Source organism: Telluria sp. AZSoR62, assembly GCF_058111565.1.
Genome location: NZ_JBYTST010000002.1, coordinates 43,562 through 66,921 on the forward strand (window position 1 = coordinate 43,562; position 23,360 = coordinate 66,921).

Below are 23,360 nucleotides of genomic sequence, written 5' to 3' on the forward strand. Positions count from 1 at the left end.
GCTGCTATAGCTGGAACCCGCCGGCCGTCTGCGTGAACGCATTGATGCCGGCGCTCATGGCCGTGACCATCGCGCGCTCGGCCGCCGACAGCGCCGGGTGCCAGATGTCGAAGATCAGCACCACGCGGACCTGCTCGCCGTTGTTCCAGGCTTCGTGTTCGATGGTGTCGTCGAACACCCAGGCCTTGCCCTCTTCCCATTCGCGGGTGTCGTTCCCGACCCGGAAGCCGCAGCCGGGCGGCACGATCAGCGGCACATGGGTTACCAGCCGCACGTTGCTCACGCCAGTGTGCGGCGGGATGCGTGTCTTCGGCTTCAACACGGAAAACATCGCGCTCGGCGTGCGGCCCGGCTGGTCCGGCTGCGGCGCGCCGGCCAGCAGCGCCATGGTGCGCGGGCAGCGTTCGGCATTGCCTGCGACGGGCGCGCCATCGTCGATCAGGCGGAAGGCATTCCAGCTGCTCGAGCGGTTCAGTTCCGCCCACTGGGCCAGCGGCTGGTCGTCGCCGTAATTGATATAGGGCGAGAAGCCCTCGTCCGAGCCCATCACGCCCAGGTATTCATCGCGGATGTCCCCGGTCGCGGCCTCGAAGGCATCGAGCCAGCCAAACCGGGCGCGATCGAAGAAGCTGACCGGCGCCAGGCCCTGGAAGTGGAACAGCGCCGGCTGCGAGTCGTAGCGGCGCTTGCGCCCCACCATGACGTCGAGCGAATCGCGAAAGCGCCGCAAGTCTTCCCCTCCCAGGTCCTTGAGGTGGGGCGCCAGGTAGTCGTCCAGGTAGCTGCCGAATTCGCGGCTATAGGCCTCGTGCCAGGCCAGCGCTTCGCGCACGGCCGGCTGCAGGTCGGGCGCCAGCGTGTGCAGGGGCGGCGCCACGGCAGCCACCGCGGCGCAGGCCGAGGCCGCGGCCTGGCGCTTGCCCTGGCGGATGTAGAGGCGGCTGCGCATCAGTAGCGCAACCAGGTCGTAGGGGTCGACCGTCAAGGCGCCCCGGATCGCGGCTTCTTCGCCGGCGTCGTCCTGCATCGCCAGGCAGACCACGGCCAGGTTCAGCCACTGCTGGATGTTGCGTCCATCGACACTGACGAGGCGTTCGAGCAGCGCACGGGCCTTGGCCTGGTTGCCGGCTTCGAAGGCCGCGTGCGACAGCGAACGCAGCGCGCGCGGGTGGTCGGGCGCCTTCGCGAGGATGCTTTCCCACAAGCGATTGGCGCGCCCGTGCTCGCCGCGCGCACCGGCCTGCAATGCCTCGCGTTCGATTGCTGCGATCTGGGCAGCATCTGGCTGCCGGTTAGTTGCCTGCTGCACGTCTGCCCCGGGATGTAAGTACAAGCCAGCCATTCTGGTGCAGACATATGCATATTGGCAAGCAGTATTTACTTCAGGCCATCTTCTCCCGCACGCCGGTACCGCGGCTGTTCTTCCCGATCGCCAGCAGCGCGAGCAGGCTCAGGAGCGCGGCGGCCGACAGGTAGTAGCCGACCCAGGCCAGCCCGTAATTGGTCGCCAGCCAGGTCGCCACATAGGGCGCCAGCGAGGCGCCCAGGATGCCGGCCAGGTTGAAGGTGAGCGAGGCGCCCGTATAGCGCACCTCCGGCGGGAACAGCTCGGCCAGCAGGGTGCCCAGCGGCCCGTAGGTGAAGCCCACGAGGCACATCCCGAGGACCATGAAGGCGCTCACCGAGAGCAGGGTCCCGGCGCCGAACAGCGGCCCGAACAGCAGGCCGAACAGGGCGATGGCCGCGCTGACCAGGATCATGGCGGCGCGCCGGCCATGGCGGTCGGCCAGCAGCGCCGACGGCGGGATCGTCAAGCCGAAGAACACCACCGCCACCAGCTGCATGGTCAGGAATTGCTGGCGCGAGAAGCCGAGCCTGGTCGTGCCCCAGCTCAGGGCAAAGACCGTCATCAGGTAGAACACGACGAAGGTCGACACCGCGATGATGGTCCCCAGCACCAGGGCGCGCCGATGGTCGCGCAGCACCGCCAGCACCGGCACCTTGACCCGCTCGCCGCGGTCGATCACTTTCTGGAAGTCGGGCGTCTCGGTGATCTTCAGGCGCACGTACAGGCCGACGATCACGAGCAAGGCGCTGGCCAGGAAGGGAATGCGCCAGCCATAGCTGAAGAAGTCGGCGTCGCTCATCACCTGGCCCAACAGCAGGAAGGTGCCGCCCGACAGGAAGAAGCCGATCGGCGCGCCCAGCTGCGGGAACATGCCGTACCAGGCGCGCTTCGATGGCGGCGCGTTTTCGGTTGCCAGCAGCACCGCCCCGCCCCACTCGCCGCCCAGGCCCAGGCCCTGGCCGAAGCGGCACAGCGCCAGCAGCAGGGGTGCGGCGGTGCCGATCGAAGCATAGGTCGGCAACAGGCCGATCAGGACCGTGGAAATGCCCATGGTGAGCAGCGCCGCCACCAAAGTGGCCTTGCGCCCGACGCGGTCGCCGAAATGGCCGAATACGGCCGAGCCGACCGGGCGCGCGAAGAAAGCGATGGCGAAGGTCGCCAGCGATTGCAAGGTGGCGGCGGCCGGGTCGGCCGCGGGGAAGAACAGCCGCGGGAACACCAGCACCGCGGCGGTGGCATAGATATAGAAGTCGTAGAACTCGATGGTGGTGCCGATCAGGCTCGCAAACAGGACGGTGCGCGGCTTGTTGGCCGGGATGGGGCTCGCTGCCGCCGTCATGCGGCACCGGCCTGGGCCAGGGCCACGCGCACTTCGTCGGCCGAGACCGGGCGCACCACGCGCGCGACTTCCTGGCCGTCCTTCATCACGACCACGGTCGGCCACAGCTTGACGCGGAAGGAACGCCCCAGCGCGCGCCCCGGGCCGTCCTCGACTTTCACGTGACGGACGCCGCTTGGCTTGAGCGCTTCGTCGATCAGCGGTTCGGCGGCGCGGCAATAGCCGCACCAGTTGGTGCCGAAATCGAGCACGGTGGTGCCGGGCAGCGCATCGATGGCGCTGCGCTCGGGCTGGGCGGTGTCGTAGGTCATGGGGGTCTCCTTGATAATGCCGATATGGCAAGCGTAACCCAAAACCCGCTGCCGCGGCCAGCCCCGGCACCGCCCTGCCCTCAGTGCGCGTGCCCTCCCGGCTCCTCGCACCTGGCGGGCGCCTCGCGGCACAGGCGTGCCTGCGCCGCCAGCGCCTCCGCGCGCGCGGCCAGCTGCTGCGGGGTGCGCGCCGGCGCCAGGATCTCGTCCTGGGTATACACCCGGCCGTTCTTGACGACCAGGCGCACGTCGGCGGCGGCGCGCAGGTCCTGCAGCGGGTCGCCGTTCACCACGATCAGGTCGGCCAGCTTGCCCGCCTCCACCGTGCCCAGGTCCTTGTCCACCAGCGCGATCCGGGCGGCGTCGCGCGTGACCGAATACAGGGCGGCCAGGTTGCCCTGCACCATGGCCGCGCCGCGCATGTTCAGGTGCAGCGAGATGCCCGGCACCACCAGCGGCGAATCGGTCCCGTTGGCGACCAGGGCCCCGGCCGCGCGCACCTTGGCCTGCTGGGTCGCGTCATTCATGATGGTGGCGATCTGCGCGGCCGTGGGCGGCTGGGCGTTCTGCAGGCCGGTGACGAAATTCGGCGGCACCAGGACGAAGCGCGGGTCGGTCACGATGCCGGGGTCGAGCCCGGCCAGCGCGCTGCTCGAGAACAGCGTGTCGATCAGGCGGAAGTCGCCCTTGCCGTAGACGTCGGCGGCGTCCTGGTAGGTAATCGCGCGCGCGAAGGACTTCGACCAGCCATAGCCCATGCGCTGGGTGGCCGACAAGTGGGTGGTGCCGGCCAGGCCGGTGGCGGCGCCCGGCTGCACCATGTGGGTCCCGCTCGGCACGCCCAGGTCCAGCGCGCCTTGCGCGATGCGCTCCATGACCGGGATCGGCGCCCGCACATAGCTCTTGAGGAAGTCGGCGTCGAGCCGCTTGGCCTTGTCGATCTCGATATCGGCAATGCGGGGCGTGCGCAGCGTGCGCGCGAAACTGTAGAACAGGCGGTTGCCTTCCCACAGCGGGGGCGAGACGAACAGGCGCGGCCCGACGAGGTTGCCGGCGTCCAGCGCCTCGCGCAGCTCGACGCTCTGGTGCAGGGGTCCGGCCACCGACTGGGCGGTCGTAATCCCGTAGGACAGCATCAGCTGCGCGATCTGCCCGAACTGGCCGCCCTGGTACAGGGTCAAGGGATGCAGGTGGGTTTCGATCAGGCCCGGCATCACGGTCTGGCCACCCGCATCGACAATGCGTGCACCAGCATGCGCCCCGTGGTCGGCATGCGGCGTGACCGACACGATGCGGTTACCCTCCACCACGATGTCGACGTCGCGGCGCAGGCTGGTGCCGACGCCATCCCACAGCGCGCCGGCGTGGATCACCGTGCGGCCTTCGGGGACTGCCTGGCGCCACTGCAGCTTGATGGGCAGGTCGCGCCGGCCGCTGCCGTCGATCCGCACGCTGCGCACCCGCTCGGCCGACTTGTACAGGATGGTCCGGGAGTCGCCGCCCCAGGACGGCAGGTCGGCCATGTCGTCGCCGACCTGGCGCGCCGGCCCGGTCGGCGCGCCATCCGGGCCCACGGGAATCACGTGCAGGCGCGAATCCATGATGAAGGCTACCCGCCGCCCGTCGGGCGAGAGCACGGCCGCGCCCTCGTCGCGCTCGGCGATCTGGCGCGGCTCGGGCGCCACGTCGTAGAAGCGCGCCGTGCGCGTGGCCAGGTCGATCACACGCAGCTTGTTATAGCCCTCGCGGAAACGGTTGTTGATCCGCTCGTTATCGACCAGCAGGATGCGCTGGCCATCCGGCGTCCACTGGGGCGTGCTGACCTGGGTGCTGACCGACGGCAGGATCACATCGAAGGTGCCGGTGGCGACCGCCAGCTGGCCGGCGTTGCCGCGCTCGGACGAGAAGTAGACCGCGCCGCCGTCCGCCGTCCACTGCGGGTTCAGGTCGCGGTCCGGATCATCGGTCAGGCGGCGCGGCGCCTCGCCGATGCGCATGGTCCAGATGTCGTTGAGCGCGCCGAAGGCGATGCTGCGCCCGTCAGCCGAGAGCACCGGCGCGCTGATGCCGTCTACCCTGCGCAGGCGGCGGTTGTCGAACTGGCGGTCCTTCGGCCTGGCGAATACGGGACGGCGCAGCAGCAGCTCGGCGCGAAAGGCGATGTCGGCCGGCGCGCTGCCGTCCAGCGCGCGGGTGCGGATCTTTCCGTCGGCCGTGTACAGGAAGCGCCCGCCAGGGAGGAAGCGCACCGGGAAGGGAAAGATGTCCTCGTCCTGGGTCAGCACCGTGCTGCCCGCCACCAGCTGGCGCGCCGCGTTCTGGTAGACCAGGGCGGCGCCGTCCGGCGTCCAGTTCGGCGCGGAGCCGGGCGCGACGATCGTGGCCGGGCCGCCCGCGATCGGCGCGGTGACGACGTTGGGGCCGTCGACATAGGCCAGGCGCGTGCCGTCGGGCGAAACCACCGGGTTGCTCTCGGCACCGGGGCCGGTCGTGACCTGGCTGGGCGCGCCGCCGGCAAGGCTGACGCGCCAGATCTTGTACTGGCCGTCGTCGCTGCGGTCCGACGAGAACACCAGGCCGCTGCCATCGGGCAGCCAGGCCGGTTCGCGGTCGTCGAAATGCCCGGTGGTGTGCTCGCGGGCGTCGCGCCCGTCCGGGCTGATTGTCCAGATATGGAAATTGCCTTCCGGGGCGTAGTTCTGGAAGGCGATGCGGCGGCCGTCGGGCGACCAGACCGGCGCGGTCGGCTCCAGCCGGTAATCGGTGATGCGCACGGCGCGCCCGCCCGTCGCGGGCATGATCCACAAGGCGCCCTGGGCGGAAAACACGATGCGCCGGCCGTCGGGCGAGGGCGCGGCGGCCATGTTGGTGCCTTCGCGCAGTTCGACCGCCAGGTCGCGCGTGGGGCCGCGCAAGTCGTTGAACTGGTCGACACGCGAACTGCCCGGCCACTGGCAGCCGGCCGCCAGGCTTGCGGCGACGGCCGTTGCCAGCACGGACCGCACCAGGGGTCGCGAATGGGACAAGACGCTGTGGGTTTTCATGTTTGCCTCCAGGATTGGTTACCAAATTGCACCAATATGGTGCGCAGACGACCTCATCGATGCTCGGCCGGGCGCCTTACGCCAAACTTACCGACGAGTTCGCATGGAAACGGATGGGAAGCAAACGCGACAAGTCCTGAGCGCGATCAAGACACCCGCAATCCAGGAAGGAACTTTTTCCGCGACGCATGGCACCACAGAACTGCGTCATGGAATGCGTGCGAAAAATACAAGCGATAGGTGAAATGCCTAACTGACCATGGTTTGTACCGGTGTCATAGTCGGATCAAACTCGTCAACAGGAGGCAACGATGGCCGATAATCTGCAAAAAGCCGGTGCGCAAGACCGCAGCCGCATCAACGTGCACGAAGAATGGGAAGTGCGCTACTGGACCGAAGCGCTGGGCGTGAGCAAGGAACAGCTCGAAGAGGCCGTGAAGCAGGTCGGCCCGGTCGCCGACAAGGTCCGCGAACACCTGAAGCGCCGTTAAGTCTCGTCACGCGCCAACCCCCGATGCGGCCTGTGCCAGGCGCAGGACGCATCCCGCAATGCCCGCCCGGGGCCACGGTCCCAGGCTCGCGCAGCACCGACCCGGTGCGGCTGCCTCCGCGCGCCGCCTGCCGCCTGCCCACCCCTTGAGCCGCCTCTCGAGTCCGGCGCACGCGGCCGGCGCCGGTCCATCCGAAAGGAGCCCCGGTTTGAATAGAATCACTGTCTTTTTCCAATCCCTGGACATTTCCCTTGTCAACGGCCTGTTCGCCCTGGGCGCCGCCGTCGGCAGCTACGTGCTGATGCACGCCGCGTTGATGCTCTTCCGCAAGCGCTTGGGCAAGCTCAGCGAAGAACGGCAGCACCGCCCGGTCGCCCAGGTCCTGATCAAGACCCTGGCGCGCACCGGCACCTTCGCCATCTTCGCCACCGCGGTGCTGATCGGCCTGTCCGTGCTGGACCTGCCCGAGCCCTGGAACAGCCGCATCAGCCACCTGTGGTTTTTCACGCTCGGCATCCAGCTCGCGATGTTCCTGCACCGCGCGGTCAAGGTCGGCTCGCGCCGCTATTTCCTCAAGCACAACCGCAGCGGGATCGACCAGCAGGTGACGGTGGCCCATACCGTCGTCATCTGGCTGCTGCAGACCACGGTCTGGGTGGTGTTCGTGCTGGCCATGCTGTCGAACCTGGGCATCAATGTCACCACCTTCGTCGCCAGCCTGGGCATTGGCGGGGTCGCCATCGCGCTGGCCGTGCAGAACATCCTGGGCGACCTGTTCGCCTCGATGTCGATCGCGGTCGACAAGCCTTTTGAAGTGGGCGACTCGATCACGGTCGACAAGTTCTCCGGCACGGTCGAGCACGTCGGCCTGAAGTCGACCCGCCTGCGCGCGCTCGGCGGCGAGCAGATCATCATCTCGAACGCCGAGCTGCTGCGCCAGACGGTGTTCAACTTCCGCCGCATGACGACGCGGCGTATCCAGTTCACGCTGCGCGCCAGTCCCGGCACCCCGCGCGAGCTGGCGGCCCAGGTGCCGGAGCGGGTGCGCGCCATCGTCGGCAAGCACGAAAAGGCGCGCTTCGACCGGACCCACCTCAAGACCGTGGACCAGAACTGGATCGAGTACGAGGTGGTCTACACCATGCTCGACACCGACTACGGCCTGTACATGGATACCCAGCACGCGATCAACCTCGACCTGATGGAGATGTTCGACGAGCTGGGCATCTCGACGGCGCCGCGCCCGCAGCACGTGCTGTTGCACGAGGCCGGGACCCACGGCGAAATCCGGTCCGACCAGCAGCCGGCCGCCAACGAAACCACGCCCGGCGCCCTGCGCCCGCGCTTGCTCACCCCTTGAGTGGAGAACACGATGAACCAACCTAAACAGCAACAGGAACCGCCGGGCCTCGAGTCGCAACTCGATCCGCAGGCCGACCATGGCGAGGCCAGCTACCAGGGCTCCGGCAAGCTCATCGACAAGGCGACCATCATCACGGGCGGCGACAGCGGTATCGGCCGCGCCGTGGCGCTGGCCTTTGCGCGCGAAGGCGCCGACGTGCTGATCGCCTACCTCAACGAGCACCAGGATGCCGAGGAAACCGCGCGCCTGGTGCGCGAAGCCGGCCGCAAAGCGGTGCTGATCCACGGCGACCTGGCCGAGCCCGCACACTGCCGCGCCATCGTCGCCAAGGCGGTACAGGAATTCGGCCGCATCGACGTGCTGGTCAACAATGCCGCCTTCCAGATGTCCCACGATTCGCTCGAGGACATCCCCGACGCCGAATGGGACTACACCTTCGCGGTGAATATCACGGCCATGTTCCACATCTGCAAGGCCGCCGTGCCGCACATGAAGCCCGGTTCGTCGATCATCAACACCTCGTCGGTGAACTCGGACAATCCCAAACCGACCCTGCTGGCCTACGCCACCACCAAGGGCGCGATCGCCAATTTCACCGCCGGGCTGGCTCAGTTGCTGGCCGAGAAAGGTATCCGCGCCAATTCGGTCGCCCCCGGACCGATCTGGACGCCGCTGATCCCGGCCACCATGCCGCCCGACCAGGTCGAAAGCTTTGGCCAGCAGGTGCCGATGAAGCGTCCCGGCCAGCCCGCCGAGGTTGCGCCGGTGTACGTGCTGCTGGCATCGGACCAGGCCAGCTATATCTCGGGAGCGCGCATTGCGGTGACCGGAGGCACGCCGATCCTTTGACCCGGTCTTGCAGGGCCATGGCGGCGGCCAGCGCAGAAGAAAACTTTTCGCCGGGATAACAACCTGTTAAGCTTGCGGATATTGCCATTTTACAATTTTGGCAGCATTCCTCTTCGCGACCCGACCACCGCCATGCCTGCATGAAGACCCGTACCTACCTGTTCCTGATGGCCGCCGCCATCCTGGTGCCGGTCATGCTGGTATTCGGGATCGGGGTGTCCATGCTGCTGGACTGGGAACGCGAGTCGCGCATCCACCGGGTGCAGGAAACGGCGCGCGCCACCGCGCTGCTGGTGGACCGCGAGATCGCCGTGGCCGAAGCCCTGCTGCGCACCATCGCCAATTCCGAGAGCCTGGGCGAAGAAAACTATGGGCGTGTCTATCGCCTGGCCAGCCGCATCAATGCGGGCAACCCGCAATCCTGGACCATCCTGGTGGACGACAAGGGACAGCCGATTTTCAATACGCGGGTGCCCTTCGGTACTGTCCTGCGCGGCTCCGGCGCGAATTACGCGCCCGGGGTGCTGGAAAGCGGCAAGACCCGCGTGTCGGGGTATTTCTTCGGCCCGACGGCGCAGCGTGCGGTGGTGTCGGTCGACCTGCCCTCGCCGGCCGGCGCGCGGCGCCGCTACGTGGTCAGCCAGATTTTCGACGCCCGCTATTTCGAGCGCGTCTTCGCCAACGGCGCGCTGGCGCCGACCTGGCTGGTCGGGATTTTCGACGCCAAGGGCGTGACCATCGCGCGCAACCGCGATGGCGTCCATTCCAGCGGCAAGCCGATGCATCCCGAGATGCGCGCCGCCACGCTGCACGCCGGCAGCGGCGTGCTGCGCCACGTCACCCACGAAGGCGTCGAGGTCTACGGCATCTATACGCGTTCGGCGGTGAGCGGCTGGAGCATCGTGATCGGGGTGCCGGTGGCCGAAATCGAATCGGCCGCGCGCACCGCCGCCACCTACGCCACCCTGGCCCTGATCCTCTTGATGGGCCTGGCGATCCTGGTCGCGCTGTCGCTTGCCAACAAGCTGTCGGCCGCGCTGCAGCAGGCCGGCAGCGTCGCCAATTCGCTGGCGCGCGGGGCGATTGCCCGGCCGCGCCCGACCAAGGTCGACGAGGTCGACGCCCTGCTCGACGGCCTGCATTTCACCAGCGAAGCGCTGTCGCGCGAGAGCGCGGCGCGCCAGGGACTGCAGCACGAGCGCGAGCAGCTGCTGCTGAGCGAACAGCGCGCGCGCCGCCTGGCCGAGGCGCAAAGCCGCGCCAAGGACGGTTTCCTGGCCATGCTCGGCCACGAGCTGCGCAACCCGTTGGCGGCGATTTCCGGCGCCATGAGCGTGCTCGAGATGCCCAACCTGAAACCGGGCCAGGCCGACAATGCCCGCGCGATCAGCCGCCGCCAGATGCGCCACCTGACCCGCATCGTCGACGACCTGCTGGACGTGCAGCGCATCCTGTCGGGCAAGATCATGTTGCAGGCCGCCCCCGTCGACCTGGCCGAAGTGCTGCGCAGCTGTGTCGACGCCAAGCGCCTGGTCGATGCCGGCAGCCATGGCTGGGAGCTGGCGCTGGAACCGGCCTGGGTCGACGGCGACCGCACCCGGCTCGAGCAGGTCGTCGACAACCTGCTGCACAACGCCATCAAATACACCCCGGCCGGCGGCAGTATCGCCGTGCGCTGCCGGGTCGAGAGCGCCCAGGCCGTGCTCGAGGTCAGCGACACCGGCGTGGGCATCGCGCCCGAACTGCTGCCGCTGATCTTCGACGTGCTGGTGCAGGGACCGACCAGCATCGATCGCGCCCAGGGCGGCCTCGGCCTCGGCCTGGCCCTGGTCAAGGAACTCACTGCACTGCACGGCGGCCAGGTGGCGGTGCATAGCGAAGGCCAGGGCCGGGGATGCAGCTTTACGCTGCGCTTCCCGCTGCGCGCGGCCGGCGCGCCCCAGGACGGACAGGCCGCGCCGGCCCGGACCTCGCTCGACCCCGCCTGACCCCTGTCAATCCGGGTTTTCGCCCCCAGTTGCTGGGTATTGCTTCCTGGATGCGAGCCCATGCGAACCTTGTTGCGCAGCTTACTCATTGCCGTCCTGCTCATCGCAGCCTGGGGCCTGCTCGGTCCTTGGCTGCGCCACGGGCTGTACGCCATGCGCCTGGCCTCGCTGCCGGCGCCTGCCGCGCTGGCGATGCCGGTCGAGGGCGTGCGTCCCAAGGGCTTGCGCGATACCTGGCATGCCGAGCGCGGCAATGGCCGCCGCCACGAAGGCATCGACATCTTCGCCAGACGCGGCACGCCGGTGCGCGCGGCCACCGAAGGCATCGTGCTGCGGGTCGGGACCAACCGTCTGGGGGGCCAGGTGGTGTGGATGCTGGGGCCGGGCAGCCAGCGGCATTACTACGCCCACCTCGACCGGTTTTCGGACGTGGCGGCCGGCATGCGGGTGGAACAGGGCCGGGTGCTGGGGTATGTGGGCAATACGGGAAATGCGGCGGGCACGCCGCCGCACCTGCACTACGGGGTGTATGGGGCCGAAGGCGCGCTCAATCCCTATCCCCTGCTGCGCGCCGATCAGGAAAGGCGGCAGGACAGGGACAAGCGCGCCGACGCTAGATGATGTCGTCCTCGCCGGTCGGCGGCGGAGGCGGCGGCGCCGGGATCACTTCCTGCACCGACGGCGGCTCGATCACCTCGACCTCCGGTTCCTCGGTCTCGATCTGGGATTCCGGCGGCTCGTCCTGGGCCGGATCCTGGACCTCTTCGAACTGCAGGTCGCCTGGTCCTTCCTCGATTTCCTCGCTCGGCGCCTCCATCTGGCGCGGGATCGGCACCCGGGCGCCCGGCAGCAGCGCATTCGGGTCGAGCTTGCCGGCATCGAATGCGCCGCGCATGAAGTCGCCCACCAGCAGCAGCGCGTTGTGGCCGCCTTGCCCCCAGTAGCTGCTGCGCATGGTCACGCGGTTGTCGTTGAAGCCCACCCAGGCGCCGGCCACCAGGTTCGGGTGCATCAGGATGAACCAGCCGTCGGTGTTGTTCTGGGTGGTGCCGGTCTTGCCGGCCATGTCGCCGTACAGGCCGAAGCGGTAGCGCACGCCGCCGCCGGTGCCGCGGTTGACCACGCCGCGCAGCATGTCGATCAGGTTCAGGGCCGAGGCCTGCGACAGCGCGCGCTCGGGCGCATCCGGCACGAAGTCGGCAATGACCTTGCCCTCGCGGTCGGTGATGCGGCGCACGAACACCGGCTTGCGGTATTCGCCCTGGGCGGCGATGGTGCTGTAGGTGGTGACCATTTCCAGCAGCGTGACCGGGCTGGTGCCCAGCGCCAGCGAAGGCACCTGTTCCAGCTTGCTCTGGCGGATGCCCATGCCCTGGGCCAGGCTGACGATGGGCTGCAATCCGACTTCCTGCATCACCTGCGCCGTGATGGTGTTCTTGGACAGCACCAGGCCGTCGCGCATGCTCATCATGGCGCCGCTGCTGCCGTTCATGTCGGTGGGGCGCCAGGCCTTGCCGGGGCCGATGCGGATGTCCTGCACCGCGTCGCGGTAGGTCTGCTCGGGCGAAATGCCGCGCTCCAGCGCCGCCGCGTACACGATCGGCTTGAAGGTGGAACCCGGCTGGCGCGAGGCCTGCGCAACGTGGTCGAACTGGTCGCGTTCGAAACTGCGGCTGCCGATCCAGGCGCGCACTTCGCCGGTATTCGGGTCCATCGCCACGAAGCCCGCTTCCAGGCGCGACTTGGCGGCCTTGAGCTCGGTCATGAAGCTGCGGTCGCCCTTGAGGCGCTTGAGCACCGCGGCGGGCGCTTCGCCGTCTTCCACGGCGCGCCGGTAGTCGTTTGATTCGCGCACGAAGGCGTCCAGCTCGCGCGCATGCGAGGCCCAGTAGTACGAGAAGGGGTTGACGTCGCCGCGCATCGACGCGTACATGCCGCTCGAGGTCGAGCGCGGCATGCTCGCAGACGCCCATTCGACGTCGGCCACTGCCTGCAGGGTGTTGGCCTGGCGCTCGACGGCGCGCTGGGCCGCTTCCTGCAAGCCCTGGTCGAGCGTGGTGTGCACCACCAGCCCGTCGAGCTGCAGGTCGTAGTCGTTCTCGTCGGCCCACTCCTGCAGCCATTTGCGGACATGGGCGGTGAAATGGCTGTCCTTGCCGCTGCGGTCGGAGAGGCGCGCGAAGCGCACCCGCAAGGGGCGCTTGGCCAGCGCGCGGTAGCGCTCCTCGCTGAAGGCGCCGTGCCGGGCCATCTGCGACAGCACCACGTTGCGGCGGGTCTTCGAGCGCTCCGGATTGGACACCGGGTTGTAGTAATGGGTCCCCTTGAGCATGCCCACCAGGGTCGCCGATTCCAGCACGTCCAGCTTCAGGGCCGGCTTGCCGAAATAGGTGCGCGCCGCCATCTCGATGCCGTAGGCGTTGTACAGGAAAGGCACGGTGTTGAGATAGGCCTCGAGGATCTCGGTCTTGCTGTAGGTGTTCTCGATCTTGATCGCCGTGATCAGCTCTTTCATCTTGCGGTTGACGCTGCGCGCGCGCCCGATCTCTTCGGGGAACATGTTGCGCGCGAGCTGCTGGGTGATGGTCGAGCCGCCCTGGGCATCGCCCTTGACGGTGGCCAGCATGGCCCCGCCGATGCGCTTGAAGTCGACGCCGTGGTGGTCGTAGAAGCGGTGGTCCTCGGTCGAGATCAGGGCTTTCACCACGTGCGGCGACACCTGGGACAGCTTGACGCGCTCCTGCAGGCCTTTTTCGAAGCTGCCGAGCTCCTTGCCGTCGGCGGACAGGATGATGCTCGGGCGCGCGGTGCGGGCCTGGTGCAGGTCGTCGATGCCGGGGGTGAGCGGAATCAGGACCAGCAGGTAGATGAAGAAGGCGGACAGCAAGGCAGCCAGCGCCCACAGTCCGACCAGCAGGATTTGTTCCGGCAGCGGCCGGTCGCGCAGGCGTGCCTGGGCCATCGACATGCCGCTTCGGGCCTGCTTGCCGACGCCCTCGAACAGGCGCTGTCCATGCTGCTGGAGCCGCGTGCGCGGCGTATTGCCGGTCTCGTGCTTGATGTCGGTCTTGTCTTCCTGGTCCACTATATCGATCCTTGCTGCCTGTTACGGTGATGAGCATTGCGCATGGCGCCTGCGGCAAGTATAGCTGACCGGTACGGAATACCGCCGCGGGGATCGTGTGCCGGGGCCGCCTGCCGCGCCGGCGCGCGCGCGGGCCGCCGGCGCCGGCTCACACCGGCTCGGGCGTGGGCTCCATCCGGCCCATGCGCAGCAGCGGCTCGACGTCTTCCACCCGGCCCGGGCGGCCATAGATATGGCCCTGCACCTCGTCGCAGCCGCAGCCGCGCAGGTAGTCGAGCTGGGCAAGGGTTTCCACGCCCTCGGCGATCACGTGCATGCGCAGCCCGTGGGCCAGCGAGATGATGGCGTCGACCATGGCCGCGCCGTCCGCGCTGCCGACGATGTCGCGCACGAACGACTGGTCGATCTTGAGCACGTCCACGGGAAAGCGCTTCAGGTAGGCCAGGCTCGAATAGCCGGTGCCGAAATCGTCGATCGACAGGGTCACGCCCATGGCCTTCAGGCAGCGCATGGTCTCGATCGCCGATTCGACGTCGGCCATCATCATGCTCTCGGTCAGCTCGATCTCGAGCGAGTCCGCGCCCAGGCCCGTTTCGTCGAGCACCTGGCGCACGGTCTGCACCAGGTCGGGCTCGGAAAACTGGCGCGCCGACAGGTTCACGCCGACCCGCAGCGGCCCGAAACCGGCGCGCTGCCAGTCCTGGTTCTGGCGGCAGGCCGTGCGCAGGACCCAGGCCCCGATCGGCACGATCAAGCCGGTCTCCTCGGCCAGGGCGATGAAGCGGTCCGGCCGCACCGTGCCCAGGTGCGGGTGGCGCCAGCGGATCAGGGCCTCGGTGCCCACCACGCGTCCGCTGCCCAGGTCCACCTGCGGCTGGAAGTACAGCTCGAACTGGTCCTTGCGCAGCGCCACCCGCAGCGCGCCCTCCAGCGCCAGGCGGTCGTTGGCGTGCGCGTTCATGTGCGGCGCGTAGAATTGCACGCCGTTGCGGCCGGTTTCCTTGGCGCGGTACATCGCCACTTCGGCATGCTTGACCAGGGTTTCCGGATCCATGCCGTCGACCGGGTAGCCGGCCACGCCCGCACTGGAGCCGAACACCAGCACCTGGCCGTCGATCGGCAGCGGCTCGGCGATGGCCTCGCGCACGGCCTGCACCTGGGTCGCGGCCTGGCGCTCGTCCAGGCAGTTGCACAGGACCAGCATGAAATCGTCGCCGCCGGAGCGCGCCGCGGTATCGGCCTGGCGCATGGCGCCGGCGATGCGCGCCGCGATCGCGCGCAGCGCCTCGTCGCCGCGCTGGCGCCCGAGCGTGTCGTTGATCAGCTTGAAGTGATCGATGTCGAGCGCCACCGTCCACACCGGGCTGCCCCCGGCCATCGCAATCGCGCGCTCGATGCGGTCGGCCAGCAGCGCGCGGTTGGCCAGGCCCGTGAGCGTATCGTAGCGCGCGCGGTGCGCCAGCTCGGCCTCGTAGCGCTTGGCCATGGTCACGTCGTAGGTGGTCAACACGAAATGCTCGGTGCGGCCCCCCTCGTCGTTGACCGGGGCGAGATACACCTCGCTGACCAGTTCGCGCCCGTCCCTTGTAGCATGGCGTACGAGCGCATGGCCCTTGCGCCGCTCGTCCAGGGCCTGGCGCAGCTCCTCGACTCCCGGCTCGTCGCTGTCGCGGCGCGCCAGCATCCCCAGCGGCATGCCGGCCAGGCCGCCCTCGGGATAGCCCAGGGTACGCTCGCAGGCCGGGTTGGCGTATTCGATCGGGTAGCCGGGACGGGTCGCGCTGATCAGGAGGATCGGGTTGGCCGCGGCCTCGATCGCGCGCTGGTGCAGGCGCAGCGCGCCCGCGGTGGTGGCCAGGTCGGCGGTGCGGCGCTCGACCAGGGATTCGATGCGGCGCGTGCGGGCGCCGCGCCGGTGGACCAGCCAGCCCGCGGCCCCGCTCAGGAACATGCCATACCCGAGGATGGAGATCGAGCCGGCCTGGGTGTCCAGGCGCCGCGTCAGGCGCTGCGCCTCGAACTCCCAGCGCGCCCCGGCGACCTCGATGCGGCGGGTAATCGTCGCCGGGCCGCCGCCGAACCAGCGCTCCAGCGACGACAGGGGGGCCGGCGCCCCCGGGTGGCTGAACACCGGGACCCGCCGGCCATCGTTGGTGTAGCCATACAAGATGAGCTTGTAGTCGCCCATGGTCAGCAGGCGCGCCGCATGCAGGCTGCCGCCGACCAGCACCGCCGCGTCGAGCACCACGGTGGTGCAGCCGAGCGTGGCCGCGCGCCGCCCCTCGACGGAAAACAATTCGCCGCCCGGGCGATAGACCGGCATCGTCACGAGCACGCCGCGCAGGCTGCCGTCGCCCTGCACCAGCCGCAGCAATGGGCTGGCGGTCGGCTCGCCGGTGTCGATCGCCTGCTGGGTGAAGCGCCGCTGCTGCGGATTGGACCAGGCGTCGAAGCCGAAGACCGGAGCATTGGAGGCGATCGGGACGATGTAGTCGGCCACCAGGTAGCGCGGACGCGGCGCTGCCGGAACGAGTCCGTTCGGGCCACGCTCGCGGATCGCGAAGCCGGGCCAGTAGCGTGCCCGCTCTGCCTCGAAGGCGGAACGCTCCGCGTCGCCCACGAAGCGGTGGTATTCGAGGGCCAGCAGGTAGCCGTTGCGCGCCGCCAGCGGCTGGGCGAAGGCGTCGAAGGCCTCGCGCGAGACGTCGCCGCCGTTGGCCGCGAACAGCAGGTTCAGCGAGCGCAGGTCGGACACGGCTTCGGCAAACGCGCGGGTAACGGCCGCGGTGCGCACGGCGGTGCGCTGGTCAAAATCGGCGCGCGCGCTGTCGGCCTCCAGTTGGCGTGCCACGCCAAACAGGACAGCTGTCAGCGCGAGCCCGGCCAGGAAGGTTGCCACGGCGGCGCGCGACACCATATGCCAGCGCCGCAAGAGCGGTTTTGCCAGCAGCCGAATCATGGACCCATGCTAGCGCAAGTCCGCCGCCGCCGCACCACATTACGCACGCGCAAACGACGGGCCTGCTTCTGCGCGGCAATTGCGTTTCCGCTAAGATGGCGCCATGACAGAGCCGACGCCCGATCCCCGCCCGCCCGCCGCCGACGACACCTCGATGCGGGTGCTGCGCCAGTTCCGCATCGTCTTCAATGCCGTCAAGACCCATTTCCGCCAGGTCGAGCGCGAAGCCGGGGTCGGCGGCGCACAGCTATGGGCACTGTCCGTGATCGAACGCCAGCCGGGCATCGGCGCCTCCGGCCTGGCGCGCGAGCTCGACATCCACCAGTCCACTGCCAGCAACCTGGTGCGCGCGCTCGCCGATCGCGGCTACGTGGCTACCGCGCGCGAAGGCGCCGACCGCCGCAACGTGGCGCTGCGGGTGCTGCCCGATGGCGTGGACGTATTGCGCCGGGCGCCGCTGCCCTTCGCCGGCGTGCTGCCCGACGCCCTGGCCAGCCTCGATACGGCCACGCTGGGACGGATGGAAGAGGACCTGGAACGGCTGATCAAGGTGCTCGACGCCGACCGCGAGGCCGGCAAGCTGCCGCTGGCCCAGCTCTAGGGCGCGTGCGAGGCGCGGCGCGCGCCGAGTTTCCAGCCGATCCAGGCCATCGGAAAAATTGGGCACTATCGCAGCGCGGCGCGCGCCACGGCGATTGCCGTCGGCGCCCTGCTCGACGGCATTCCCGAATCCATCGTCATCGGCCTGTCCATGCTCGGCGGGAATGGCGTGAGCATGGCGGCAGTGGCGGCAATCTTCCTGTCGAATATCCCGGAAGGCTTGTCCAGCGCAGCCGGCATGAAACAGTCGGGCCGTTCGGTGCATTATATTTTCGGCATCTGGGGCGGCATTGCGCTCGCATCGAGCCTGGCCGCCCTGCTCGGCTATGCCGTCTTCCGTCATTTCTCGCCGCAGATCGTGGCGGCTACTACCGCAGTAGCGGCCGGCGGCGTGCTGGCGATGCTGGTCGATACCATGATTCCGGAAGCCTTCGAGGAAACCCACGATTTTGCCGGCCTGATCACGGTGACAGGCTTCCTGGCGGCGTTTGCGCTGAGCAAACTGGGCTGAAACGGAAAACCAAGGAATGGTTTCATAAGATTATCGGAATCTTATAAAAATGAATTGGCTAATGAATACCGGATCTTATCGACTTGTCTTATCAAGTTAATCAAGAGTTTCCAACTTGATTCCAATTCTTATCAAGACATCCAGAAATTTACATCTATTTTGTTACGAATTGATTTTATTTTCGTAGATTCGGAACGTTTTTAGGTATTATCTCGGCTCGCTTTGTTCAGAAACTCCCAGTCTTCTGTTCGGCACTGATTTTCTTCCTGGTTTTCCCTCCTTCCGATTCTTCCTATTTAGGTGAAAATGATTAAATCAGCCTTATCGGCCACCGTGGCCGGCGCTTTCATTTGCACGACTTTCGCAAGCATCGCCCTGCCCTCGACCGCAATAGCCGCTCCCGTCCCGAAAGCTGCAGCCAATGCACCGGTTCCGGCAGTCGTCGAGACATCCGACGCGATCGGCAAATATGCCGAGAACCGCCTGGTGGTGGTGCCGGCAGCCGGCCTGTCGCCGTCCAACCTGGCCGCCATCGTGGGCGCCCACGGCGGGCGTGCCCGCAAGATCGGCAAGAGCAGCCTGAACATCGTCGACCTGCCTGCAGGCGCCTCGGCCAAGGCCGTGCTGGCCCGCCTGGCCAAGCATCCCCACCTGAAGCGCGTCGAGCTCGACCGCAAGGTGAAGCCATCGTACGTGCCGAACGACCCGTATTACGCCAGCGCCTATCACCTGGCCAAGATCGGCGCCCCGACCGCATGGAACAGCACCCAGGGCGCCGGCGTCACCATCGCCATCCTGGACACCGGCGTCGATGGCAGCCATCCTGACCTGGTTGGCAACATGGTGCCGGGCTATAACTTCGTCGACAACAACACCAACACGGCCGATACCTGCGGCCACGGCACCGCGGTTGCCGGCAGCGCCGCTGCATCGACCAACAACGCCATGGGCGTCGCGGGCGTGGCAGGCCAGGCCAAGATCATGCCGATCCGCATCGGCGCGATGGACGCGGCCTCGGGCGGATGCACCGCCTACCTCAGCACCATTGTCAGCGCCATTACCTATGCCGCCGACCGCGGCGCGCGCATCGTCAACGTCAGCTTCGGGCCGCTTGCCGGCAGCGCCTCCATCCAGAACGCTGCCCAATACCTGAAAAGCAAGGGCGGCCTGCTGTTCGTCTCGGCCGGCAACAACGGCGTGGATTCCGCCATCGCACCGACTTCGTCGATGATCGTCGTGTCGGCAACCGATGCCGGCGACAGCCGCACCAGCTGGTCGAACTTCGGCTCGGTCGTCACGCTCGCCGCACCGGGCGCGGGGATCTGGTCCACGACCAAGGGCGGCATCTACCAGCAGTGGAACGGCACCTCGTTCTCCAGCCCGGTCGCCGCCGGCGTGGGCGCCCTGGTCATGGCCGCCAATCCGTCGCTGGACAACCAGACGGTGGAAAGCCTGCTGTATTCGACGGCGGTGGACCTGGGCGCGGCCGGCCGCGACACCTATTTCGGCCATGGACGCGTGAACGCGGCAGCTGCCGTGGCGGCAGCGGTCGCCAAGCGCACCACCGCCGACACGCAGGCGCCTGTATCTGCGATCGGCTCGCCCGGCAATGGCAGCAGCGTCAGCGGCCTGGTGGCCGTGAGCGTGACGGCCAGCGACAACGTCGGCGTCAACCGGGTCGAACTGAAGGTCAACGGCACCACGGTCGGGGTCGACCAGGCGGCGCCTTACCAGTTCTCGTGGGATTCGGCAGGCGCGGCAAACGGCGCGGCCACCCTGGTGGCGGTCGCGTATGACCTCGCCGGCAACGCCGGGTCGTCGGCTTCGGTCGGCGTGAACGTGGCCAACGCCGCTCCGCCCGCGACCGGCGTTACCTGGACCAACTGCGCGACCGAAGGCGGCGTCTGCAGCTTCAGCAATACTCGCCAGGTGCGCTATGGCGCCAACAACAGCTACGCAACGCTGACGGCCACCGGTTCGATCGCCTGTAACAACAACGTGTTCGGCGACCCGATGCCGGGCATGGCCAAGACCTGCCAGTATGCGAGCGCGTCGACTGTCACTGCGGCGCCTGCGCCTGCACCGGCGCCGGTTGTCGAGACCTGGACCAACTGCGGGACCGAAGGCGCGACCTGCTCCTTCACCGGCACCCGCGAAGTGCGCTATGGCGCATCGGGCGTGTACGCGAAGAAGATCGTGGCGGGCGCAACCGCCTGCACCAATGCGGTGTTCGGCGATCCGATCTCGGGCGTGCTCAAGTCGTGCAGCTATTCGAGCGTGACGCGCTGACCCGTTTCATGCGGGCGTGACGCCAGCTACTCAAGACAATGCCGTCCGGTACCCGCTGGACGGCATTTTTTTGGCGCCTGCGCCGCGATTGCCTGGCTCAGTCGAACAAGCCGGCGCCATCCCAGCGCGGCAGCGTCTGCGCCGCGCTCGCCGTCACTGCCTTGCCCGCGTACGCCGGCCCCAACTTGGCCAGCAGCCGCGGAAAGGCGCGGCAATAAGTGCTCTGGATGCCTGCCAGCGCGGCCAGGTCGCGGTAGGCGAGCACGCTGCCCTCCGGCACGGCCTCGAGCACCTGCACGACGCGCGCGCGCCAGTCGTCCGACCAAGGCGTCAGCCGCTGGCCGAGATCGCGAACCGGGTCGCCCGCACGCATCCATCCTCCCGTGAGCACGCGCGCCAGCATCCCGCGCCGTGCACGCACCTTGCCGGCAAGGCCGGGCCGCTGCAGGTCGAGCTGGCCGCAGGCTTCGCACTGGAACATCAGGCGCAGGGTGACCTCGGGGCCGATCTGCAGGATGGTGCCGGATGCGAGCTGCGCGGTATCGAAATCGACCAGCAGGTTTTCGCGCAGGGTGTGCTGGGGGAGCGCGAGAGACGCATACATGCTTGCGCTGGCCAGCAGCAGCTGGCGCGGCGAGCGTAGGTTAGCGTGCCTGTCGTCCGCTAATCCCATCTCAGCCATGGCTAGCGCGGCATCGACGCGGCGTGGAGCGGCGCTGCGACGCGCGCGGACAGCAAGCGACTCAAGTTTCCCGATGGTAGAACTACTGCAGGCGGGCACCCGGAGCAGCGCTTTCGGAGAGTGTGGCAATTGGCTAGGCGCCTCTCTTGGCCTTGATCTTTTCTGCTTCGATGATAAGGTTGTGCACTGAATCCAGTAGGGCGGAAATATTGCGTTTGAGTGTGCCCCGCAACAGTTCGAGCGCAGGCATTTGATCTGGCGGGGCCATGAAAGATTCGATACTCGCACTGGCGGCGCAACTTCCAGTCAGCATTTGCGCCGGCACGAATACCTTGGACGCCTTGCAACTGCCGTTTACGGTGTTGATTGCTTCGAACAGCTCCTGCTTGCTGATCCCCATTAGCTCAGGCGTCGCGAAATTCGGGAAGATCAGCATCATGAATTCGGGATCCGTTTCCGCATCGATGCTGAATGCGAGCGTACCGAATTCCGCCTGAAAAATCACATCGCCGTCCTCGTCGACCTCTCCGTCGACACCCAGTTCTTCCTTGAGCAAGCTGAGGTACAACGATTCAAGTGTTTTTTCGCTCATGTTATTAGCTCGATAGGTTAATTGATATTATTCTAATGGTGACCATGTCCGCCGCCGTGTTCGGCAGCGGGCTTGCGAATCGCAATCCACGCTGTCAGGACACTGACGATGATCGTGATCGTCAACAGCCAGCTATGAGCGTACAGTTCAGGCTGATGAAACCTGTCCGCGAATTCCTGATTGAAACCGGGGGCGGTCGAGCCGGTAATGCGCCCGTCCGCATGGCCGGAGTCGATCCGCAGCGCCGTCCCGCTGCCCACCGGGTCGATACCCGGTAGCGCGTCCGGCCGCGGAGGGCTCGCCTCGCTTTTGGCGGCGGGAACGGCTGGTCTGGTCGCCCCCTGGGCCGGCCCGCTTCCTGCGGCTGAGGACAACTCAACCACCCTTTCACCATGGATTGCCGCGCGATCCTGCATGACATTTATTTGCATTTCGTAGGAGGTCGATTGCGCCGGAATCGTCTTGCTGTCGCTTCTCGCCATCAACCATTCCAGCATCGCCTTGCTATCTTCCCGATGCGACACATGCAGGAATTCCATGAAAGACTCGCCGACCTCGTAGGTGAAAAAGCCGACAAAAATGCCGCTACCCGCCGCAATGGTGCTGCGCCTGACCCGGTTGCGATGCCCTTCCAGGTGCTTGATGCCGTTCGAGACGTGCACTTCACGTGCCTTGATCACGCCTTCGACCGATACCAGGCGCTCTTTCAGTTGCAGCACCCGATCCATTTCATGCAATAGCAATTCGGACGCGAATCCTCCAGCCGGATACGGTGAGAGATTGGCGGCTGCCACATTGGCATTTGTCTGGACGAGATTGACGAGCGTCCCGTTCAGGCGCTCGACAGTTTCCTCGTGCATCGATTCTTCAACCTTCAGTTCCAGCGTCTTCAGATTGAGCGCGTTAAGCAATATCAAGGAGCTTGCGATGATCAAGGCCACGAACAGGAGCCAGCCAAGGATACTGGAGGCCCAGTGACTGTAGCCGAGCAGGTGCGGCAGCCATACCCACACGATGGCCAGCACAACCCCAATACCAATTGTGCTAGACATGCGCGTCTTGTGGTGCTGCATGAACTCATGGGTGTGGTGCACCCACGTCGCCAGCGCGTTTTCCAGCAAGATTCGGCGTGGCAGGCGCTTTTCATGCCTGCCGTGGTGGTGGTGCTCCTTTGCCCGCTGTTCTTGCAGGAGTTTTTCGAGGGCGGCACGCGCCTGCGCATGCTGCGCCGGATCCGAGCCTGAAGCACTGCCGGTATTGGTCATTGCCAGGCGACTGCGCAAATCCGCCGCTTCCCGCAACGCTACTTGCATTTCGAGCCTCGCCGCAGCGATCTTGGTCAACATGAAGACCCTGGCGACCATTGCAGCATCGTCGGCCCGCAGCACAAGCGACCCGATGCCCGCGCCTAGCTCGCCAGGACGCTGGTAGACAATACGGAATTGCTCACCGATATGGTCGAAGGAGATACTGGGCGGCGCGTCGCGGCCGGGTTTGCCGGCGCGCAAGACAAGGGTTCCCATGGGGGTTCCTTCGCAATTCGGCAATCTGTCGTCGAGGCGCTGACCATCTCCGAGGCTGATCGGATTGCCGGCAGCAAGCATCCGACTGATCCACAAGTCACGCACAAGCTGGTTGTTTGACCGTTCCTTGACCGCCTTGACGGTTTGCACATTGGGTTTGCCCGGCATAGCCTCAGCTACGGCGGCGGGAGACACCGTGTCGGCTTGATTGATACGGTGGACCTTAGCCAGCTTCTTGCGCTTGCTCCTTTGCGTCGGCTGGGGCTCGATCTTCACTTCGCAAATTGAAATGAAGTACCCACCCTTGATCAACTGATGCGCGGTAAACGCGAATTCGATTCTGTCTTGCATGCCAAATCCAACAAATAGTCTGCCCGTGCAACCAT

17 protein-coding genes are annotated in these 23,360 nt (G+C 67.1%); 8 read left to right on the forward strand and 9 right to left on the reverse strand.

Annotated features, from left to right (window positions below):
- Positions 1 to 4 precede the first annotated feature (4 nt).
- From AC3XQU_RS03645 to AC3XQU_RS03660, 4 genes are all read right to left on the reverse strand, one after another.
- Positions 5 to 1,309, reverse strand: coding sequence for an aspartyl/asparaginyl beta-hydroxylase domain-containing protein (locus tag AC3XQU_RS03645; RefSeq protein WP_489872782.1), 1,305 nt, complete (start codon positions 1,307 to 1,309; stop codon positions 5 to 7).
- Between the two features lie 73 nt (positions 1,310 to 1,382).
- Positions 1,383 to 2,687 carry an MFS transporter gene (locus tag AC3XQU_RS03650; protein WP_489872783.1) on the reverse strand — a complete coding sequence of 435 codons (1,305 nt, stop codon included), beginning with the start codon at positions 2,685 to 2,687 and terminating at the stop codon, positions 1,383 to 1,385.
- Positions 2,684 to 2,998 carry a thioredoxin family protein gene (locus AC3XQU_RS03655; RefSeq protein ID WP_489872784.1) on the reverse strand — a complete coding sequence of 105 codons (315 nt, stop codon included), beginning with the start codon at positions 2,996 to 2,998 and terminating at the stop codon, positions 2,684 to 2,686. The genes AC3XQU_RS03650 and AC3XQU_RS03655 overlap by 4 nt, the downstream gene beginning before the upstream one ends.
- Before the next feature lie 80 nt (positions 2,999 to 3,078).
- Positions 3,079 to 6,042, reverse strand: coding sequence for an amidohydrolase family protein (locus AC3XQU_RS03660; protein ID WP_489872785.1), 2,964 nt, complete (start codon positions 6,040 to 6,042; stop codon positions 3,079 to 3,081).
- A gap of 311 nt (positions 6,043 to 6,353) precedes the next feature.
- Between AC3XQU_RS03660 and AC3XQU_RS03665 the strand changes: the two genes are divergently transcribed.
- The 5 genes from AC3XQU_RS03665 (at position 6,354) to AC3XQU_RS03685 (ending at position 11,354) form a co-directional block, all read left to right on the forward strand.
- Positions 6,354 to 6,533 carry a DUF3606 domain-containing protein gene (locus AC3XQU_RS03665; protein ID WP_489872786.1) on the forward strand — a complete coding sequence of 60 codons (180 nt, stop codon included), beginning with the start codon at positions 6,354 to 6,356 and terminating at the stop codon, positions 6,531 to 6,533.
- A gap of 208 nt (positions 6,534 to 6,741) precedes the next feature.
- Positions 6,742 to 7,893, forward strand: a complete 1,152-nt coding sequence (locus AC3XQU_RS03670) for a mechanosensitive ion channel family protein (protein ID WP_489872787.1) — start codon at positions 6,742 to 6,744, stop codon at positions 7,891 to 7,893.
- Positions 7,894 to 7,905: 12 nt separating this feature from the next.
- Positions 7,906 to 8,745, forward strand: coding sequence for a glucose 1-dehydrogenase (locus AC3XQU_RS03675; protein ID WP_489872788.1), 840 nt, complete (start codon positions 7,906 to 7,908; stop codon positions 8,743 to 8,745).
- 140 nt (positions 8,746 to 8,885) lie between these two features.
- A complete protein-coding gene (locus tag AC3XQU_RS03680) occupies positions 8,886 to 10,733 on the forward strand; it encodes a sensor histidine kinase (protein WP_489872789.1) in 1,848 nt (615 codons plus the stop codon).
- A 60-nt stretch (positions 10,734 to 10,793) separates the two neighbouring features.
- Positions 10,794 to 11,354 carry a M23 family metallopeptidase gene (locus AC3XQU_RS03685; RefSeq protein WP_489872790.1) on the forward strand — a complete coding sequence of 187 codons (561 nt, stop codon included), beginning with the start codon at positions 10,794 to 10,796 and terminating at the stop codon, positions 11,352 to 11,354.
- Here AC3XQU_RS03685 and AC3XQU_RS03690 read toward each other — a convergent pair.
- Both AC3XQU_RS03690 and AC3XQU_RS03695 read right to left on the reverse strand, forming a co-directional pair.
- Positions 11,347 to 13,818 carry a penicillin-binding protein 1A gene (locus AC3XQU_RS03690; protein ID WP_489872791.1) on the reverse strand — a complete coding sequence of 824 codons (2,472 nt, stop codon included), beginning with the start codon at positions 13,816 to 13,818 and terminating at the stop codon, positions 11,347 to 11,349. The genes AC3XQU_RS03685 and AC3XQU_RS03690 overlap by 8 nt on opposite strands.
- 148 nt (positions 13,819 to 13,966) lie before the next feature.
- Positions 13,967 to 16,777 (reverse strand): bifunctional diguanylate cyclase/phosphodiesterase, encoded by a 2,811-nt coding sequence (locus tag AC3XQU_RS03695; protein ID WP_489872792.1) that lies wholly within the window; start codon positions 16,775 to 16,777, stop codon positions 13,967 to 13,969.
- A 103-nt stretch (positions 16,778 to 16,880) separates the two neighbouring features.
- Here AC3XQU_RS03695 and AC3XQU_RS03700 point away from each other — a divergent pair, with 103 nt between their 5' ends.
- From AC3XQU_RS03700 to AC3XQU_RS03710, 3 genes are all read left to right on the forward strand, one after another.
- The gene (locus AC3XQU_RS03700; protein ID WP_489872793.1) at positions 16,881 to 17,378 is read left to right on the forward strand and encodes a MarR family winged helix-turn-helix transcriptional regulator; all 498 of its coding nucleotides are present in this window, start codon (positions 16,881 to 16,883) and stop codon (positions 17,376 to 17,378) included.
- Between the two features lie 150 nt (positions 17,379 to 17,528).
- On the forward strand, positions 17,529 to 17,888 hold the full coding sequence (locus AC3XQU_RS03705; RefSeq protein ID WP_489872794.1) for a ZIP family metal transporter: 360 nt from the start codon (positions 17,529 to 17,531) through the stop codon (positions 17,886 to 17,888).
- A gap of 306 nt (positions 17,889 to 18,194) precedes the next feature.
- The gene (locus AC3XQU_RS03710) at positions 18,195 to 20,177 is read left to right on the forward strand and encodes a S8 family serine peptidase (RefSeq protein ID WP_489872795.1); all 1,983 of its coding nucleotides are present in this window, start codon (positions 18,195 to 18,197) and stop codon (positions 20,175 to 20,177) included.
- A gap of 97 nt (positions 20,178 to 20,274) precedes the next feature.
- Here AC3XQU_RS03710 and AC3XQU_RS03715 read toward each other — a convergent pair whose 3' ends face one another.
- From AC3XQU_RS03715 to AC3XQU_RS03725, 3 genes are all read right to left on the reverse strand, one after another.
- Entirely contained in the window at positions 20,275 to 20,781 is a 507-nt protein-coding gene (locus AC3XQU_RS03715) for an MOSC domain-containing protein (protein WP_489872796.1), read from the reverse strand.
- 211 nt (positions 20,782 to 20,992) lie between these two features.
- Complete coding sequence (locus AC3XQU_RS03720) at positions 20,993 to 21,451, reverse strand: hypothetical protein (RefSeq protein ID WP_489872797.1); 459 nt, start codon at positions 21,449 to 21,451, stop codon at positions 20,993 to 20,995.
- Between the two features lie 32 nt (positions 21,452 to 21,483).
- Complete coding sequence (locus AC3XQU_RS03725) at positions 21,484 to 23,325, reverse strand: hypothetical protein (protein WP_489872798.1); 1,842 nt, start codon at positions 23,323 to 23,325, stop codon at positions 21,484 to 21,486.
- Between the last annotated feature and the right edge of the window lie 35 nt (positions 23,326 to 23,360).

What these genes read in the sequence shown, in the direction of transcription:
- AC3XQU_RS03705 (WP_489872794.1), top strand. Translation starts at nt 17,529, where the DNA reads ATGCTCGGCGGGAATGGCGTGAGCATGGCGGCAGTGGCGGCAATCTTC.
- AC3XQU_RS03680 (WP_489872789.1), top strand. Translation starts at nt 8,886, where the DNA reads ATGAAGACCCGTACCTACCTGTTCCTGATGGCCGCCGCCATCCTGGTG.
- AC3XQU_RS03660 (WP_489872785.1), bottom strand. Translation starts at nt 6,042, where the DNA reads ATGAAAACCCACAGCGTCTTGTCCCATTCGCGACCCCTGGTGCGGTCC.
- AC3XQU_RS03685 (WP_489872790.1), top strand. Translation starts at nt 10,794, where the DNA reads ATGCGAACCTTGTTGCGCAGCTTACTCATTGCCGTCCTGCTCATCGCA.
- AC3XQU_RS03710 (WP_489872795.1), top strand. Translation starts at nt 18,195, where the DNA reads ATGATTAAATCAGCCTTATCGGCCACCGTGGCCGGCGCTTTCATTTGC.
- AC3XQU_RS03655 (WP_489872784.1), bottom strand. Translation starts at nt 2,998, where the DNA reads ATGACCTACGACACCGCCCAGCCCGAGCGCAGCGCCATCGATGCGCTG.
- AC3XQU_RS03715 (WP_489872796.1), bottom strand. Translation starts at nt 20,781, where the DNA reads ATGTATGCGTCTCTCGCGCTCCCCCAGCACACCCTGCGCGAAAACCTG.
- AC3XQU_RS03695 (WP_489872792.1), bottom strand. Translation starts at nt 16,777, where the DNA reads ATGATTCGGCTGCTGGCAAAACCGCTCTTGCGGCGCTGGCATATGGTG.
- AC3XQU_RS03650 (WP_489872783.1), bottom strand. Translation starts at nt 2,687, where the DNA reads ATGACGGCGGCAGCGAGCCCCATCCCGGCCAACAAGCCGCGCACCGTC.
- AC3XQU_RS03700 (WP_489872793.1), top strand. Translation starts at nt 16,881, where the DNA reads ATGACAGAGCCGACGCCCGATCCCCGCCCGCCCGCCGCCGACGACACC.
- AC3XQU_RS03720 (WP_489872797.1), bottom strand. Translation starts at nt 21,451, where the DNA reads ATGAGCGAAAAAACACTTGAATCGTTGTACCTCAGCTTGCTCAAGGAA.
- AC3XQU_RS03725 (WP_489872798.1), bottom strand. Translation starts at nt 23,325, where the DNA reads ATGCAAGACAGAATCGAATTCGCGTTTACCGCGCATCAGTTGATCAAG.
- AC3XQU_RS03675 (WP_489872788.1), top strand. Translation starts at nt 7,906, where the DNA reads ATGAACCAACCTAAACAGCAACAGGAACCGCCGGGCCTCGAGTCGCAA.
- AC3XQU_RS03665 (WP_489872786.1), top strand. Translation starts at nt 6,354, where the DNA reads ATGGCCGATAATCTGCAAAAAGCCGGTGCGCAAGACCGCAGCCGCATC.